14 protein-coding genes are annotated in these 13597 nt (G+C 29.1%); 12 read left to right on the forward strand and 2 right to left on the reverse strand.

Going from position 1 to position 13597, the window contains the following annotated elements; translation table 11 throughout:
• The first annotated feature begins 2 nt into the window (after window positions 1-2).
• The 3 genes from C4S77_RS05750 (at window position 3) to C4S77_RS05760 (ending at window position 1972) form a co-directional block, all read left to right on the forward strand.
• Window positions 3-707 carry an HAD family hydrolase gene (locus C4S77_RS05750; RefSeq protein WP_105246733.1) on the forward strand — a complete coding sequence of 235 codons (705 nt, stop codon included), beginning with the start codon at window positions 3-5 and terminating at the stop codon, window positions 705-707.
• A 4-nt stretch (window positions 708-711) separates the two neighbouring features.
• Complete coding sequence (gene rnhA / locus C4S77_RS05755; protein WP_105192070.1) at window positions 712-1194, forward strand: ribonuclease HI; 483 nt, start codon at window positions 712-714, stop codon at window positions 1192-1194.
• A gap of 172 nt (window positions 1195-1366) precedes the next feature.
• Window positions 1367-1972 carry a C40 family peptidase gene (locus tag C4S77_RS05760; RefSeq protein WP_105192068.1) on the forward strand — a complete coding sequence of 202 codons (606 nt, stop codon included), beginning with the start codon at window positions 1367-1369 and terminating at the stop codon, window positions 1970-1972.
• Window positions 1973-2352: 380 nt separating this feature from the next.
• Here C4S77_RS05760 and C4S77_RS05765 read toward each other — a convergent pair whose 3' ends face one another.
• Complete coding sequence (locus C4S77_RS05765; RefSeq protein WP_105246734.1) at window positions 2353-3975, reverse strand: ABC-F family ATP-binding cassette domain-containing protein; 1623 nt, start codon at window positions 3973-3975, stop codon at window positions 2353-2355.
• Window positions 3976-4019: 44 nt separating this feature from the next.
• Here C4S77_RS05765 and smpB point away from each other — a divergent pair, with 44 nt between their 5' ends.
• From smpB to C4S77_RS05800, 7 genes are all read left to right on the forward strand, one after another.
• Window positions 4020-4478, forward strand: coding sequence for an SsrA-binding protein SmpB (smpB, locus tag C4S77_RS05770; protein ID WP_105192064.1), 459 nt, complete (start codon window positions 4020-4022; stop codon window positions 4476-4478).
• Between the two features lie 60 nt (window positions 4479-4538).
• The gene (locus tag C4S77_RS05775; protein WP_105246735.1) at window positions 4539-6059 is read left to right on the forward strand and encodes an OmpA family protein; all 1521 of its coding nucleotides are present in this window, start codon (window positions 4539-4541) and stop codon (window positions 6057-6059) included.
• Window positions 6060-6223: 164 nt separating this feature from the next.
• Window positions 6224-6970 (forward strand): 3-deoxy-manno-octulosonate cytidylyltransferase, encoded by a 747-nt coding sequence (gene kdsB, locus C4S77_RS05780; protein ID WP_105246736.1) that lies wholly within the window; start codon window positions 6224-6226, stop codon window positions 6968-6970.
• 3 nt (window positions 6971-6973) lie between these two features.
• Window positions 6974-7453: a hypothetical protein gene (locus tag C4S77_RS05785; RefSeq protein ID WP_105246737.1), complete on the forward strand. Its 480-nt coding sequence runs from the start codon at window positions 6974-6976 to the stop codon at window positions 7451-7453.
• Between the two features lie 109 nt (window positions 7454-7562).
• Window positions 7563-8636 (forward strand): iron-containing alcohol dehydrogenase family protein, encoded by a 1074-nt coding sequence (locus C4S77_RS05790; protein WP_105192056.1) that lies wholly within the window; start codon window positions 7563-7565, stop codon window positions 8634-8636.
• 80 nt (window positions 8637-8716) lie between these two features.
• A complete protein-coding gene (locus tag C4S77_RS05795; RefSeq protein WP_105246738.1) occupies window positions 8717-9382 on the forward strand; it encodes a LolA-like protein in 666 nt (221 codons plus the stop codon).
• Window positions 9383-9385: 3 nt separating this feature from the next.
• Window positions 9386-9889 carry a hypothetical protein gene (locus C4S77_RS05800; protein ID WP_105246739.1) on the forward strand — a complete coding sequence of 168 codons (504 nt, stop codon included), beginning with the start codon at window positions 9386-9388 and terminating at the stop codon, window positions 9887-9889.
• 60 nt (window positions 9890-9949) lie between these two features.
• Here C4S77_RS05800 and C4S77_RS05805 read toward each other — a convergent pair whose 3' ends face one another.
• The gene (locus C4S77_RS05805) at window positions 9950-10411 is read right to left on the reverse strand and encodes a hypothetical protein (protein ID WP_105246740.1); all 462 of its coding nucleotides are present in this window, start codon (window positions 10409-10411) and stop codon (window positions 9950-9952) included.
• A 174-nt stretch (window positions 10412-10585) separates the two neighbouring features.
• Between C4S77_RS05805 and C4S77_RS05810 the strand changes: the two genes are divergently transcribed.
• Together C4S77_RS05810 and miaB are read left to right on the forward strand one after the other, a co-directional pair.
• Entirely contained in the window at window positions 10586-12046 is a 1461-nt protein-coding gene (locus C4S77_RS05810) for an SLC13 family permease (protein ID WP_105246741.1), read from the forward strand.
• Between the two features lie 117 nt (window positions 12047-12163).
• A complete protein-coding gene (gene miaB / locus C4S77_RS05815) occupies window positions 12164-13597 on the forward strand; it encodes a tRNA (N6-isopentenyl adenosine(37)-C2)-methylthiotransferase MiaB (RefSeq protein WP_105246742.1) in 1434 nt (477 codons plus the stop codon).

Here is a 13597-nt window from a genome sequence, read left to right on the forward strand (position 1 = left end):
AAATGGAAAACAAAATAAAACATATATTTTTTGATCTAGATAATACACTATGGGATACAGACAAAAATTCTAAAATTACCCTTCAGTCAATGTTTGAAAATATGCAGATCAGAGAAAAATATAAAATTAATTTTTCTGACTTTTATAAAAAATATTATGCTAGAAACGAAAAGCTTTGGAGCCTTTATAGACAAGAAAAAGTAACAAAAAGAGATATATTAAATCATAGATTTACAGATACATTTTATGAATTAGGGGTAAAAGATCAACAAATATGTAGTTATTTTAATGACCATTTTATTAATAAAGTTGTAGAAAATAATAATTTGGTAGAATATGCAGAGGATATATTAAAATACCTTAAACAAAAAGGTTATCAATTACATATTATTTCGAATGGATTTATTGATGCTACTGAAAATAAGATACAAAAGACACCTATAAAAAATTACATTTCAACAACAACTAGCGGGGAAGAAATAAATAAAAGGAAACCAGCAAAAGAAGTTTTTGAGTTAGGGTTACATAAAGCAAAAGCAAAGGCTGAAGAATCTTCTTTTATAGGAGATGATTGGGAAGGGGATATAATAGGAGGAAAAAATATGGGAATGTTTCCGGTGTTTTTTGATTACAAAAAAGAAAAGAAATATAGCTCCAGAGAATTCCCTGTTATACAAGAACTGAGGGAATTAAAAGAAATATTTTAAATTAATGATTGAAGTATTTACAGATGGCTCTTCTTTAGGAAATCCCGGGAAAGGTGGATATGGAATTATTATGAAGCTGAAAGGGACCTCTTATATAAAAAAAATTTCCGAAGGTTTTAGATTAACTACAAATAACAGAATGGAACTATTAGCAGTAATTATTGCCTTGGAGAAAATAAAAAAAGATCATCAGCAGGTAGTAATATATTCTGATTCTAAATATGTAGTAAATGCCGTTCGAAAAGGCTGGATAAATAATTGGGAAAAAAAAAGGTTTGACAAGGTGAAAAATCCGGATTTATGGATACGTTTTTTAAAAATATATAACAATCATACAGTTCATTTTGAATGGATAAAAGGTCATGCCGGTCATCCTGAAAATGAAGAATGCGATAAAATGGCTGTGAATGCCGCAAAATCTGAAAATCTATCAATTGATGTAGGATACGAAAATATTGCTGAAAACAAAAGTGAATTATTTGATTAATTAGAGTATGAAATTATTTATAAAATCCTTATAATAAAGTTTTTGCTAGGATTTATATTAACAATTATCAATTAAAGATTTAAAATTCAACAAATTAACAGAAAATAAAGATTTAAAACTTATTGGCAAATTATTTATATTTATTTAATTTAGCAAATCATAAAAAATAATTATGAAAAGTAGAAAAAAATTATATTTATTATTTTTTGGTTTTGCTATGTCTTTGGCATCGTGTGCATCTTATGAAACAAAAAATGTAACCGCAAAAAATAAAAAAGCTACTCCTTGGGTCTATAATACGAAAAATACACATACTCCGCCCAAGAAATCTACTCAAAAAAATACCCATAATAAATCTACAACTTTAAAGTCCAATAAAACTTATTCATCAAAATCTTCAGACGTTAAAACAGTACTTAGAGAAGCTGAAAAATACAAAGGAACACCCTATAAATTGGGGGGGACAACTTCTAGTGGTATAGATTGTTCAGGTTTAGTCTATATGTCATTTCAAAAAGTAAATAAATCATTACCCAGAAGATCTATAGATATGTCAAAAGAAGGAAATTCGGTAAATATATCGAATGTAAAAGAAGGAGATTTACTGTTTTTTGCCACAAGCGGATCATCCATAAATCATGTCGGTATAGTATATAATGTTAACAACTTAGGCAAAATTTCCTTTATACATGCATCTTCATCAAAAGGAGTAATAATAAGTTCATTAGAAGAGAACTATTGGAAAGGAAAATATGTAAAAGCAACAAGAGTTTTATAATATTAGCCTTATTTACAAATTAAAATCATATATCGAAATTAGATACAAAAGAAATAAGAAGAAGAAATATATGTTGTATCGCTAATAAAATAGTATGTACACTTAATTATATGGAGTAATAAAATAAAAAAGATGTTTAAATAACTTTAAACATCTTTTTTAACTAAGTATAAATTAATGTATGTATGATTATAAAATCTTAAAGAACAAATTGTTATTTTATTAAGTTAAATAACATATATAATATGCCAAATAATATGCCAAATATTGAAACATAATTAAATTTTAAATAATATTTTTTTAAATTATTTGTACACATTAATAAAAAAAAGAGTAATTTAAAACTACTCTTTTTTTTCATGTAAATTTTTTTATAAAAATTAATTATAATATTGATTTTTAAGTTCCTTAACCTTGGGGTCATTAAGATATTCATCATAGGTCATATATCTGTCAATAATTCCTTTAGGCGTTAATTCTATAATACGGTTACAAACTGTGGAAAGTAGTTCGTGGTCATGAGAAGCAAGTAAAATAGTACCCTTAAAATTATCCAAAGAATTATTTAAAGCAGTAATGCTTTCAAGATCCAGATGATTAGTTGGTTCATCAAGTAATAATACATTAGCTTTAAATAACATCATTCTAGAAAACATACATCGCATTTTTTCTCCTCCGGAAAGGACTTTACAAGATTTTAAAGCTTCATCTCCACTAAATAACATTTTACCTAAAAAACCCCTTATATACTCTTCATGTCTTTCCTCATCTGTATTTACATACTGCCTAAGCCAATCTACTAAATTATCATCCGACTGGAAATATTTAGTATTATCTAAAGGTAAATAACTTTGTTTAGTAGTAACCCCCCAATTGAAAGAGCCTTTATTGGGTTCTGATTCCCCAGCTAATATCTGGAAAAATTCCGTAATAGCTAAAGAGTTTTTAGAAAGAATGGCAACCTTATCTCCTTTTTTTAAATTTAAATGAATATTACTGAATAATAATTCCCCATCTTTAGTTTTCTCAAGATCCTTTACGTCAAAAATTTGATCTCCCGCTTCTCTTTCCTGTTCAAAAATAAGAGCAGGGTATCTTCTTGAAGAAGGTTTAATTTCTTCAATATTCAGTTTTTCGATCATTTTTTTACGAGCAGTAGCTTGTTTAGCTTTTGCAACATTGGAACTGAATCGAGCAATAAAATCCTGAAGCTCTTTTTTCTTCTCTTCCGCTTTTTTATTTTGTTGAGACCTTTGTCTTGCTGCAAGTTGGCTGGCTTGATACCAAAACGTGTAATTTCCGGTATATAAATTTAATTTACTGAAATCTAAGTCACAAGTATGTGTGCAAACTGCATCTAAAAAGTGACGGTCATGAGAGACAACAATAACAGTATTTTCATAATCAGCAAGAAAATCTTCCAACCAGGAAATTGTTTCAATATCTAAATCATTAGTTGGCTCATCTAGGATTAATACATCAGGATTGCCGAATAGAGCTTGAGCTAGTAATACCCTAACTTTATCTGCATTTTCTAATTCAGACATTAATTTATAATGTATATCTTCTTTAATCCCTAAATTTGATAATAGGGTAGAAGCATCTGCTTCTGCATTCCAACCGCCCATTTCTTCATAAATTGCACCTAGCTCTCCGGCTTTTACCCCGTCATCATCAGAAAAATCAGGTTTTGCGTATAGGGCATCCATTTCCTCTTTAATCTTAAAAAGCTTTTGATTTCCCCTCATTACAGTTTCCAAAACAGGATAAGAATCATATGCAAAGTGATTTTGCTCAAGAACAGACATCCGTTTGTCGGTTTCCAAACTTACATGACCGGTAGTAGGGTCAATATCTCCGGATAATATTTTTAGAAAAGTAGATTTTCCGGCTCCATTAGCCCCGATAATCCCATAACAATTTCCTTTTGTAAATTTAATATTTACCTCATCAAAGAGAATTCTTTTTCCAAATTGTAAAGATAAATTTGATACTGTAAGCATATACTTAATAAATTTGCACAAAAGTAATAAGAAAATGTCTGAATATGAAATTTCAAAATAAAGTTAATATATTGAACAGGAAAGCCCGGTTTAATTATGAATTGCTGGATAAATATGAAGCAGGCTTGGTTTTATATGGTACTGAAATAAAATCTATTAGAGAGGGTAAAGCAAGCATATCAGAAAGTTTTTGTCAGTTTATAAATGAAGAGTTATATGTAATTAATATGACAGTAGAGGAATATTTTTTTGGTACAAGGTATAATCATCCAATAAAAAGGGAACGAAAATTGCTATTACAAAAAAAAGAAATTAACAAAATATTAAGAAAAACCAAAGAAACTGGTTTGACAATAGTTCCAACCAGATTATATATTAATGAAAAAGGATGGGCTAAAATACAAATATATATAGCAAGAGGTAAAAAATTATTTGATAAAAGGGAAAGTATAAAACAAAGAGAAACTAAAAGAAATATTGATAGATTGGTAAAGAAATATTGATTTTTTTTTGTATGTTAGCCAAGAAAAGCTTTACTTTGCATTTAAAATTAGATTTTATATATGAAAAAGTTCAATTTGTTAGTTACAGCTGTAGCCACCATGTTTGCTACTGCTGTATTTGCGCAAAACACTAGCGAAAAGTGGTATATAGGGATTGGAGCTCATGCTACTGACCATACTTCTGTTCGTGGTGCGTTTGATGGGTTTTTTGATACTGATGACTATAGCATAGTACCTCCATTATCAAAATTAACTGTAGCAAGAAGTATAGGTAAGAATTTAGCTGTAGATTTACAAGCTTCTATTGGAGAAATTGATAACAAAAGATTAAAAGTTAAAGATGAATTTTTCCTATTAGCAGGTTTAGGGGTAAGATACTCCCCTTTGAGTGAATCCAAATCTTTAAAATGGCTTGATCCCTATGTGAGAGTAGGTGCTAACTACCATAGATATGATTATGACGGGATAGAAATAGATGGTAAAAACGGAAAACACTATACTGCTTATGATGATGATTATAAAGAAGATAAAAATTATGAGTTAGGTGGTAAATTTTCTGGTAAAAATGATATGTTTGTACTTAACGGAGGTGTAGGTATAAACTTTTGGATTACTAAAAATTTCGGTTTAAATATAGAGTCTCAATATAATTGGGTAACCAATCAAAAAACAGATTATTCAGACTTTTTCCAACATTCAGCCTCTATTATCTTTAAATTTGGTAACAATGATAGAGATAAAGACGGAATCCCAGACAAAGAAGACAGATGTCCAGATATTCCAGGGTTACCTGAATTCCAAGGTTGTCCTGATACAGACGGAGATGGTATCCCAGATCCAGATGATGCATGTCCAAATGAACCAGGACCAAAAGAAAACAATGGATGTCCTTGGCCGGATACTGACGGAGACGGAGTGTTAGATAAAGATGATGCTTGTCCAACAGTTCCAGGACCAAAAGAAAACAATGGATGTCCTTGGCCAGATACTGACGGAGACGGAGTGTTAGATAAAGATGATGCTTGTCCAACAGTTCCTGGACCAGTAAAAAACAATGGATGTCCTTGGACTACAATTGATGTATCTCATGTAATTAAAGATATTTTATTCGAGTTCAATAGCGCTAAATTAACAAAAGAATCTTTACCAATGATTGCAGATGCAGCTCTTTTATTAAAAGATAAAGGATTTGAAGGTAAAAAATTCTATGTAGATGGACATACTGATAGAGTTGGATCTGTAGCTGTGAATAATAAAATTTCAAAAGAAAGAGCCCAAGCTGTAGTTAATGAATTAGTGAAAGAAGGTATATCTAAAGATAGATTAGAAGCTAGAGGTTTTGGTAAATCTGAGTTATTATGTAAAGAACATGATATTAAAGTAGCTAAAGATAAAAATGGTAACATTTTATATCCAACACAAGAAGTTTGTGATAAAGAAAATAGACGTGTGGTAATTTTAGATCAAAATGAAGCTAGAGTAGTTAAAACAGTAAAAGTAATTGATAAAACTAAAAAAGCTCCAGCTCCAAAATCTAAAGCTCATACATCAAAATCTAAAGCTCCAGCTCATAAAAAATAAATAAATTATAAATAATAATTATAAACGAAAGCCACTCTACAACAGAGTGGCTTTTTTTTATCCATAAATTTTCAAAAACTAATTCTTTATCGAAAAATTTATTTTTATGGAAACCTTTATACAACCTATTTTAATTAAATTTGCAACATAATAATTATATATAAGTGAAAATTATTGCAGTTATCCCGGCACGTTATGCGGCCTCTAGATTTCCCGCTAAGTTAATGGGAATGTTAGGAGATAAAACAGTTATCAGATCTACGTATGAAAATGCTAAAGATACCCATCTATTTGATGATGTATTTGTAGTTACAGATTCTGAAATTATACATAATGAAATTACTAGAAATGGTGGAAAAGCTTTAATGAGTAGTAAAGAACATGAAACCGGAAGTGATAGAATAGCTGAAGCTGTAAGGAATCTAGAATGTGATATAATTGTAAATATACAAGGAGATGAACCTTTTGTAGATAAAAAACCTTTAGAACGAATTATAAAAGCATTTAAACAAGATATAAAACAGGAAATAGATGTTGCAACTCTTATACGCAAATTAACGGATTGGAATCTTATTGAAGATACTAATTATGTTAAAGTAGTAAAAGATATAAATGATTATGCTTTATATTTTTCAAGATCAGTAGTTCCATATCCTAGAGAAAAAAAATTTCAAGCAGAGTATTTTGAACATGTAGGAGTATATGCATTTAGAAAACAGTCTTTATTAAAGTTTGCAGAACTTTCTATGTTACAAAATGAAAAAGCAGAAAAAATAGAGTGTATACGGTATTTAGAATATGGAATGAAAATAAAAGTAATAGAAACAAATTTTGTGGGTGTAGAAATTGATACTCCGGAAGATTTGGAAAAAGCTAATAGAATATTAGCTCAAATGAATGACAAAAACTAAAGGGTGAAAAAATTAGTATTTTTATTCACAATATTGGGTATTGGCATTGTTTTTTCACAAAAAAAACAAGAAATAAAAAGTCCGGCTGAAGGAAAATCTTTAGTATATATTATAAGAACAAAAGAAGCTTTTTTATTGAATTTTAGACTCTATGATAAAGATAAATATTTAGGAGCTATAGGCTGTAACCAATATATAGTATATGAATGCGATCCTGGTGAACATCTGTTTTGGGCAGTTTCAGAAAATAGATCTTTTGTTAAAGCTGATTTAAAAGCAGATAAGGCTTATGTCCTAATAATAGAAGAAAAGATGGGGGTGTTTATAGCTCGTGTAAAATTAGTTCCATTAGACCCGAGAAGTAATAATAGTAAAAAATATAAAAGAAAATTCTATAGAGCTATAAAAAATGATATTCCTATAGTTTATACAAAAGAGAATGTAGATGTTGATAAATCAGTAAATATAAAACAAGGTTTATAAAGATATGAAGAAATTAAAGATACTAAATCAGTTAAACAATTGTCTCAAGATATGTATATAGAAAATGCAGATAAACCTTAATAGAATAAGATATTAAAAAAATTAAAATATGAAATTTAGAAATTTTCCAATGGTCCCAAGAGTAATTTATGGACGTGGAAGCTTTGAGCAAACCTCAGAAATTATTGAAGAGAAAAGGAATAAAGAATATCCTTTTATCTTTTTATTGGATAAAGTTTTTGAAGGAAAAGAATTATCTAAACGAGTTCCATTAAAAGGGAAAGATAAAATTATATATCTGGATACTACAGATGAACCTAAAACTAAGGGAATTGATGCTATTAGAGATTCTTTAAAAGATGAATTTGGAACCGTATCTGGAATTATTGGTATAGGTGGAGGGAGTGTCATGGATTCAGCAAAAGCTGTAGCTTTAATGATGACAACAGAGGGATCTTCAGCACAATATCAAGGTTGGGATTTAATTAAAGTACCAGGGGTATACCATGTAGGTATACCAACTATAAGTGGAACTGGAGCAGAAGTATCCAGAACTTGTATATTAACTGGTCCTGAAAGAAAATTAGGAATTAATTCAGATTATACACCGTTCGATCAGGTTATTTTAGATCCTGCCCTAGTAAAGGGAGTTGAAAAAAATCAAGCATTTTTTACTGGAATGGATTGTTATATACATTGTATAGAATCTCTAACAGGAACCTATCTCAATGCTTTCAGTAAAAGCTATGGAGAAAAGGCATTGGAACTTTGCCAAAAAATTTATGTAAAGAAACCCGTATGGGATGATGAATCTGATGAAGATTTAATGATGGCTTCTTGGCATGGAGGAATGAGTATAGCTTATTCTCAGGTAGGAATAGCTCATGCCGTTAGCTATGGGTTATCTTATTTGTTAGGAACACATCATGGAGTGGGAAATTGTATTGTTTTCGATAAATTAGAAGAATATTATCCTGAGGGCGTAAAAGAGTTTAAATATATGGTAGAGAAAAACCAGATTGAGATTCCTCAGGGAATATGTAAAGGTCTTACTGACGAACAATTTAACATTATGATCAATGTTTCGTATGGTATGGTACCCCTTTGGGAAAATGCATTGGGAAAAGATTGGCAGAAAATAATGACAAAAGATAAATTAAGAGCCCTTTACGAAGAAATGTAAAAAAATATTATATGATAAGAAAATTCCAGATTTACATTTTAAAATCTGGAATTTTTATATTTTAATATAAAAAAATCATTATGAGAACACAATTATTATTCGTATTTTTATTCATATTTATAATATTTAGTAACTCCCAAACTGCAGATCAAATTATAAAAAAACATTTAGAAATAACAGGAGGAATAAATAATTGGAAAGATTTTAACTCAGTAGTATTAAAAGGTGAAATGGTTTTAGGATTAAAAGAAGCTTATCCTATTGAGATTTATCAAAAAAGACCTAATTGGAATAAGACTATTATGATTACAAATGGAAAGAAAATGCTACTTAATGGATATAATGGTAAGAAAGCAGTAAAATATAACTTTCAATCCAATAAATTAGAAAATGATTTTAGTTATGTTCCCGAGGCTTTTGATTCAGATTTATTAGATTATTCAAATAAAGGATTTCAAGCAGTGTTAGCAGGAACAGAAAAAATAAACGGAACAAACTGTTATAAGGTGAAACTTATAAAAAATACAAATGTGACTACCTATTGTTTTGATGTGAAAAGTTATCAGTTAATAAAGGAAATAAATACAGAAGAAACTAAAACATATTCAAATTTTAGAAAATCTTCCACATTAACTTTCCCTTATAAAATAGAAATTAAAAGTATAGATAACCAATCAGATTTTGTTTTGATATTTAAAACTATAGAAGTAAATAAATTGATATCTTCAAAAGAATTTAATTTTTAATAGATGATTAAATATATTAAAATAAAATGGACTATAGTTTTTTTATTTCTATACGTATTTAATTTTGGTCAGTCCCAAAAAGAATATAAACTCATTTCAAAACATGACAAATCAGACTTTAGATATAAATTATTTAAAAAATTTAAACATTCTATATATTCAGAAGAAATAAGAAAAGCATTTACCCCTAAAAAAGGGAAGTATGATGTATATTTTTTTATATCTGAAGAATTAGGAAACTCATATGACGGAACTCAGAAATTATTTCATGATTATCTTATATTAAAAACCGAACCTAAAACAAAAATTATTAAAGATGCTTTTCAATATACTATAGAGTGGACAGATGATCCTTCATTAGATTTATATAGATTAACAGAAAATACAATTCATTTAAAAAATCATTTGAATTTAGATTTATTAAAAATGAAAAGCCAAGCTCCTTATGCATGGATTAAAAATGAAAACCCATATTTATTAGACGGAGGTCAGCTAATAATTGAATAATATAAAATAATAAAATAATAAAATAATAAAATATATTATTAAATACTAAAAGGTAGCAGATTATAAATATATCTTAGCCCAACTCTTATAAAGAGGTTGCTTAAATTTATCATTAAATTCTTCAGAAGAGCTTACAGATAAATTATATACCCAAGTATCTGGAGACAATAAGCCTGCTTTTACTTTTTCTTTAAAATCTTTTAGAGCAATTGTTTCAATATCTTTATTATTTTCTTTATAACTTATCCATAAACGATTAAGCAGTTCAAGGTGATATTGAGCATCAATTTTCCTAATACATTGATTTAAACTATCTATAGAACATCCGCTAGCTTTGGTTTGAGCTTCATCCACACTGATTATAAGAAATTTATGATCTAAAATATTTATTTCAGATTTAAGTTCAGCACCATGTGCAGCCCAAGATTTTAAAAAATAATGTATCTTTTCTAAAATTTCTTCTTCTTCTTTTACAGTAATAGTTCTTTTGGATTGAAAAATCCAAAGTTTATTATTATTCATTTATATTTCAATGTTAGTTATAATAAAATAAATCTAACTACAAATATAGGTAATAATAAATTATTAATGAATGATAATAATTAGCACGCCATAATTTGAGTAATAATCTTAATAATTGTACTTTTACGTAATTAATTTGAGATAGAAAACGGATTTTGACTTTAATAAATAAATATGGACCTAAAAAAAATAAATTCAGATATACGCCTTTATAGTAATTTATTAATAGAAAAATCTTTAGATGTATGGAATATTAAGACAAAAGTAGGGTTATTTTTTTTCTCTATGGGTATATCTATACTTGCTACGTATCTTTTGTCTCCTGATGTATTTACAAAAGCTCAGCAATATACCATGTTTATATTAATATTTTCTATATGCCTATGGGTTACAGAAGCTATTCCACCTTTTGCCGTAGGTATCATGATTACAGGTTTTTTAATATATACGATGGGCAATATTGAAGGATCGACTATAGACCCCAAAACTATATCAAACACCTGGTCAGATAGTGTTATATGGATTTTTTTAGGAGGATTTTTTCTTAGTGAGGGCATGCGTAAAACTAATTTAGATATTTCACTGTTTCGAGGAACTATCTCCATTTTTGGTTCCCGACCTAAATATGTACTTTTAGGTATTATGTTAGTGACTTCTTGCTTGTCTCTTATTATTTCTAACACCGCTACATCCGCTATGATTTTAGCTGCTGTAATGCCTTTTTTAAAAAAAGAAGGAAAAGATTCTCCTATGTCACAAGCTATATTAATAAGTATTCCTGCATCTGCAACATTTGCAGGCATGGGGAGTCTCATTTCTTCTCCCCCTAACCTAATTGTAGTAGATACACTTAAATCTGCCGGAATAGATGTGTCTTTTTTCGATTGGTTAATATTAGGAATGCCGATAGCTGTAGTTTTACTTTTATTATTTTGGTTTATACTTAAACAAAAGTACACTTCCAAAATAGATAAAATAGATCTTAATTTTTTAGATGAACAACCTAAATTATCTTCCAAAATAAGACTGCAAAGACTTTTTGTAGTGATTATTCTAATTATAACTGTAATTTTTTGGATGATGGGGACCAAACTAAATATACCTACTGCTGCAACTTCAGGAATTCCTATCATGTTTCTTCCAATGTTGGGAATTATTACGGCAGAAGATATACGTAAACTTCCTTGGGATACTCTAATGTTAGTTGCAGGAGGGTTGTCTTTAGGTATAGCTATAAAAGAATTACTAGCTCCCTACTATTCACAAATATTAGGAAACATTCAATTTAATGAATATTTGATAATGATAATTTTTGCTATCATTACGGTCATATTTTCCAATATTATGAGCAGTACAGCAACCGCAACCATAGTTATAAATATAGCGGCGGTAGTACTACCACCAGAACAAATATTACCTGTTGGGTTAGTTATAGGATTAAGTTCATCTTGTGGCTTATTTTTGCCCGTATCAACACCTCCTAATGCAATTGTTTACAGTACCGGAATGTTAAAACAGTCCGATTTTTATTTAGCAGGATTTTTTGGGGCTATTGTAGGAACAATTGCAATAATTACTTGGGTACTGTTTTTGCAGTATTTTACTCCATATTTTGGAATGGTATTAGGGCAATAATTTCATAGTATTAAAAAACATAACAAAATAACTGCCAAGTTGACATATTAATTTCTATCTTTGCATATTGTTTGTAATATATATAGAATAACTCTAAATATTAGAGATATTAATTATATGGAAAAAAAAATTATAGAAAGTCGTCAGGGAGAGGTATTAGTTAAGCAAAGTAATGTCAAAAATTCAAAAAAACTATTTTTAGAAAGTTATGGTTGTCAAATGAATTTTTCTGATAGTGAAATTGTTGCGTCTATATTAAATGAAGAAGGATATAATACTACCAATGAACTAGATGAGGCAGATCTTATATTATTAAATACATGTTCTATTCGGGAAAAAGCAGAACAAACTATAAGAAAAAGGCTTTCACAATTTAATACACTTAAAAAGATCAAACCCAAACTAACTGTTGGAGTATTGGGGTGCATGGCAGAAAGATTGAAAACAAAATTTCTTGAAGAAGAACATTTAGTTGACTTAGTGGTAGGGCCAGATGCTTACAGGGATTTACCCAATCTTCTTAAAGATATGGAAGAAGATGGAAGAAATGCAATAAATGTAATTCTATCGAAAGAAGAAACTTATGCAGATATTAATCCGGTTCGGTTAGGCGGAAATGGAGTAACTGCATTCGTTTCCATTACCCGTGGGTGTGATAATATGTGTACATTTTGTGTAGTACCATTTACAAGAGGACGAGAAAGAAGTAGAGATCCCTATTCGATTATTAAAGAATGTAGGGAATTGGTAGAAAATAATTATAAAGAAATTACACTTTTAGGTCAAAATATAGATAGTTATTTATGGTATGGTGGAGGACCTAAAAAAGACTTTGCCAAAGCTACAGAATTACAAAAAGCAACCGCCATTAATTTTGCACAATTATTAGATATGGTTGCTACAGAATGTCCGGATATTCGAATTCGCTTTTCTACATCCAATCCGCAAGATATGCATGAAGATGTCTTACATATGATGGCAAAACATAAAAATATATGTAAATATATTCACCTTCCAGTACAAAGTGGAAATACAAATGTTTTGAAAAGGATGAATAGACAACATACCCGTGAAGAATATTTATGCCTTATAGACAAAATTAGGCAAATAGTACCAGAATGTGCGATTTCTCATGATATGATTGTGGGTTTTTGTGGAGAAACAGAAGAAGAACATAAAGACACATTAAGTTTAATGGAATATGCTAAATATGATTTCGGGTATATGTTTGCCTATTCTGAGCGACCAGGAACTCCTGCACATAAAAAAATGGCCGATGATGTGCCTTTAGAAATAAAGAAACGTAGATTGACTGAAATTATCAACTTACAACAAAAATTATCATTGGATAGAATGAAATCTTATTTAAATAAAATTCATGAGGTTTTGATAGAAGGAACTAGTAAAAAAAATAAAGAAGAATGGTATGGAAGAATATCACAAAATGCAGTGGTAGTTTTTCCTAAAACAAAAACTACAAAAGTAGGTGATTTTGTAAATGTCAAAGTAGAAGATTGTACATCAGCTACATTAATAGGTAAAATAGCATAA

The organism is Apibacter adventoris (assembly GCF_002964975.1).
Taxonomy (GTDB): domain Bacteria; phylum Bacteroidota; class Bacteroidia; order Flavobacteriales; family Weeksellaceae; genus Apibacter; species Apibacter adventoris.

Excerpts from the sequence above, each read along its gene's own strand:
- C4S77_RS05775 (WP_105246735.1), top strand. The coding sequence starts at position 4,539 with ATGAAAAAGTTCAATTTGTTAGTTACAGCTGTAGCCACCATGTTTGCT.
- C4S77_RS05760 (WP_105192068.1), top strand. The coding sequence starts at position 1,367 with ATGAAAAGTAGAAAAAAATTATATTTATTATTTTTTGGTTTTGCTATG.
- rnhA (WP_105192070.1), top strand. The coding sequence starts at position 712 with ATGATTGAAGTATTTACAGATGGCTCTTCTTTAGGAAATCCCGGGAAA.
- C4S77_RS05790 (WP_105192056.1), top strand. The coding sequence starts at position 7,563 with ATGAAATTTAGAAATTTTCCAATGGTCCCAAGAGTAATTTATGGACGT.
- C4S77_RS05810 (WP_105246741.1), top strand. The coding sequence starts at position 10,586 with ATGGACCTAAAAAAAATAAATTCAGATATACGCCTTTATAGTAATTTA.
- C4S77_RS05800 (WP_105246739.1), top strand. The coding sequence starts at position 9,386 with ATGATTAAATATATTAAAATAAAATGGACTATAGTTTTTTTATTTCTA.
- C4S77_RS05805 (WP_105246740.1), bottom strand. The coding sequence starts at position 10,411 with ATGAATAATAATAAACTTTGGATTTTTCAATCCAAAAGAACTATTACT.
- C4S77_RS05795 (WP_105246738.1), top strand. The coding sequence starts at position 8,717 with ATGAGAACACAATTATTATTCGTATTTTTATTCATATTTATAATATTT.
- miaB (WP_105246742.1), top strand. The coding sequence starts at position 12,164 with ATGGAAAAAAAAATTATAGAAAGTCGTCAGGGAGAGGTATTAGTTAAG.
- C4S77_RS05765 (WP_105246734.1), bottom strand. The coding sequence starts at position 3,975 with ATGCTTACAGTATCAAATTTATCTTTACAATTTGGAAAAAGAATTCTC.
- smpB (WP_105192064.1), top strand. The coding sequence starts at position 4,020 with ATGAAATTTCAAAATAAAGTTAATATATTGAACAGGAAAGCCCGGTTT.
- C4S77_RS05750 (WP_105246733.1), top strand. The coding sequence starts at position 3 with ATGGAAAACAAAATAAAACATATATTTTTTGATCTAGATAATACACTA.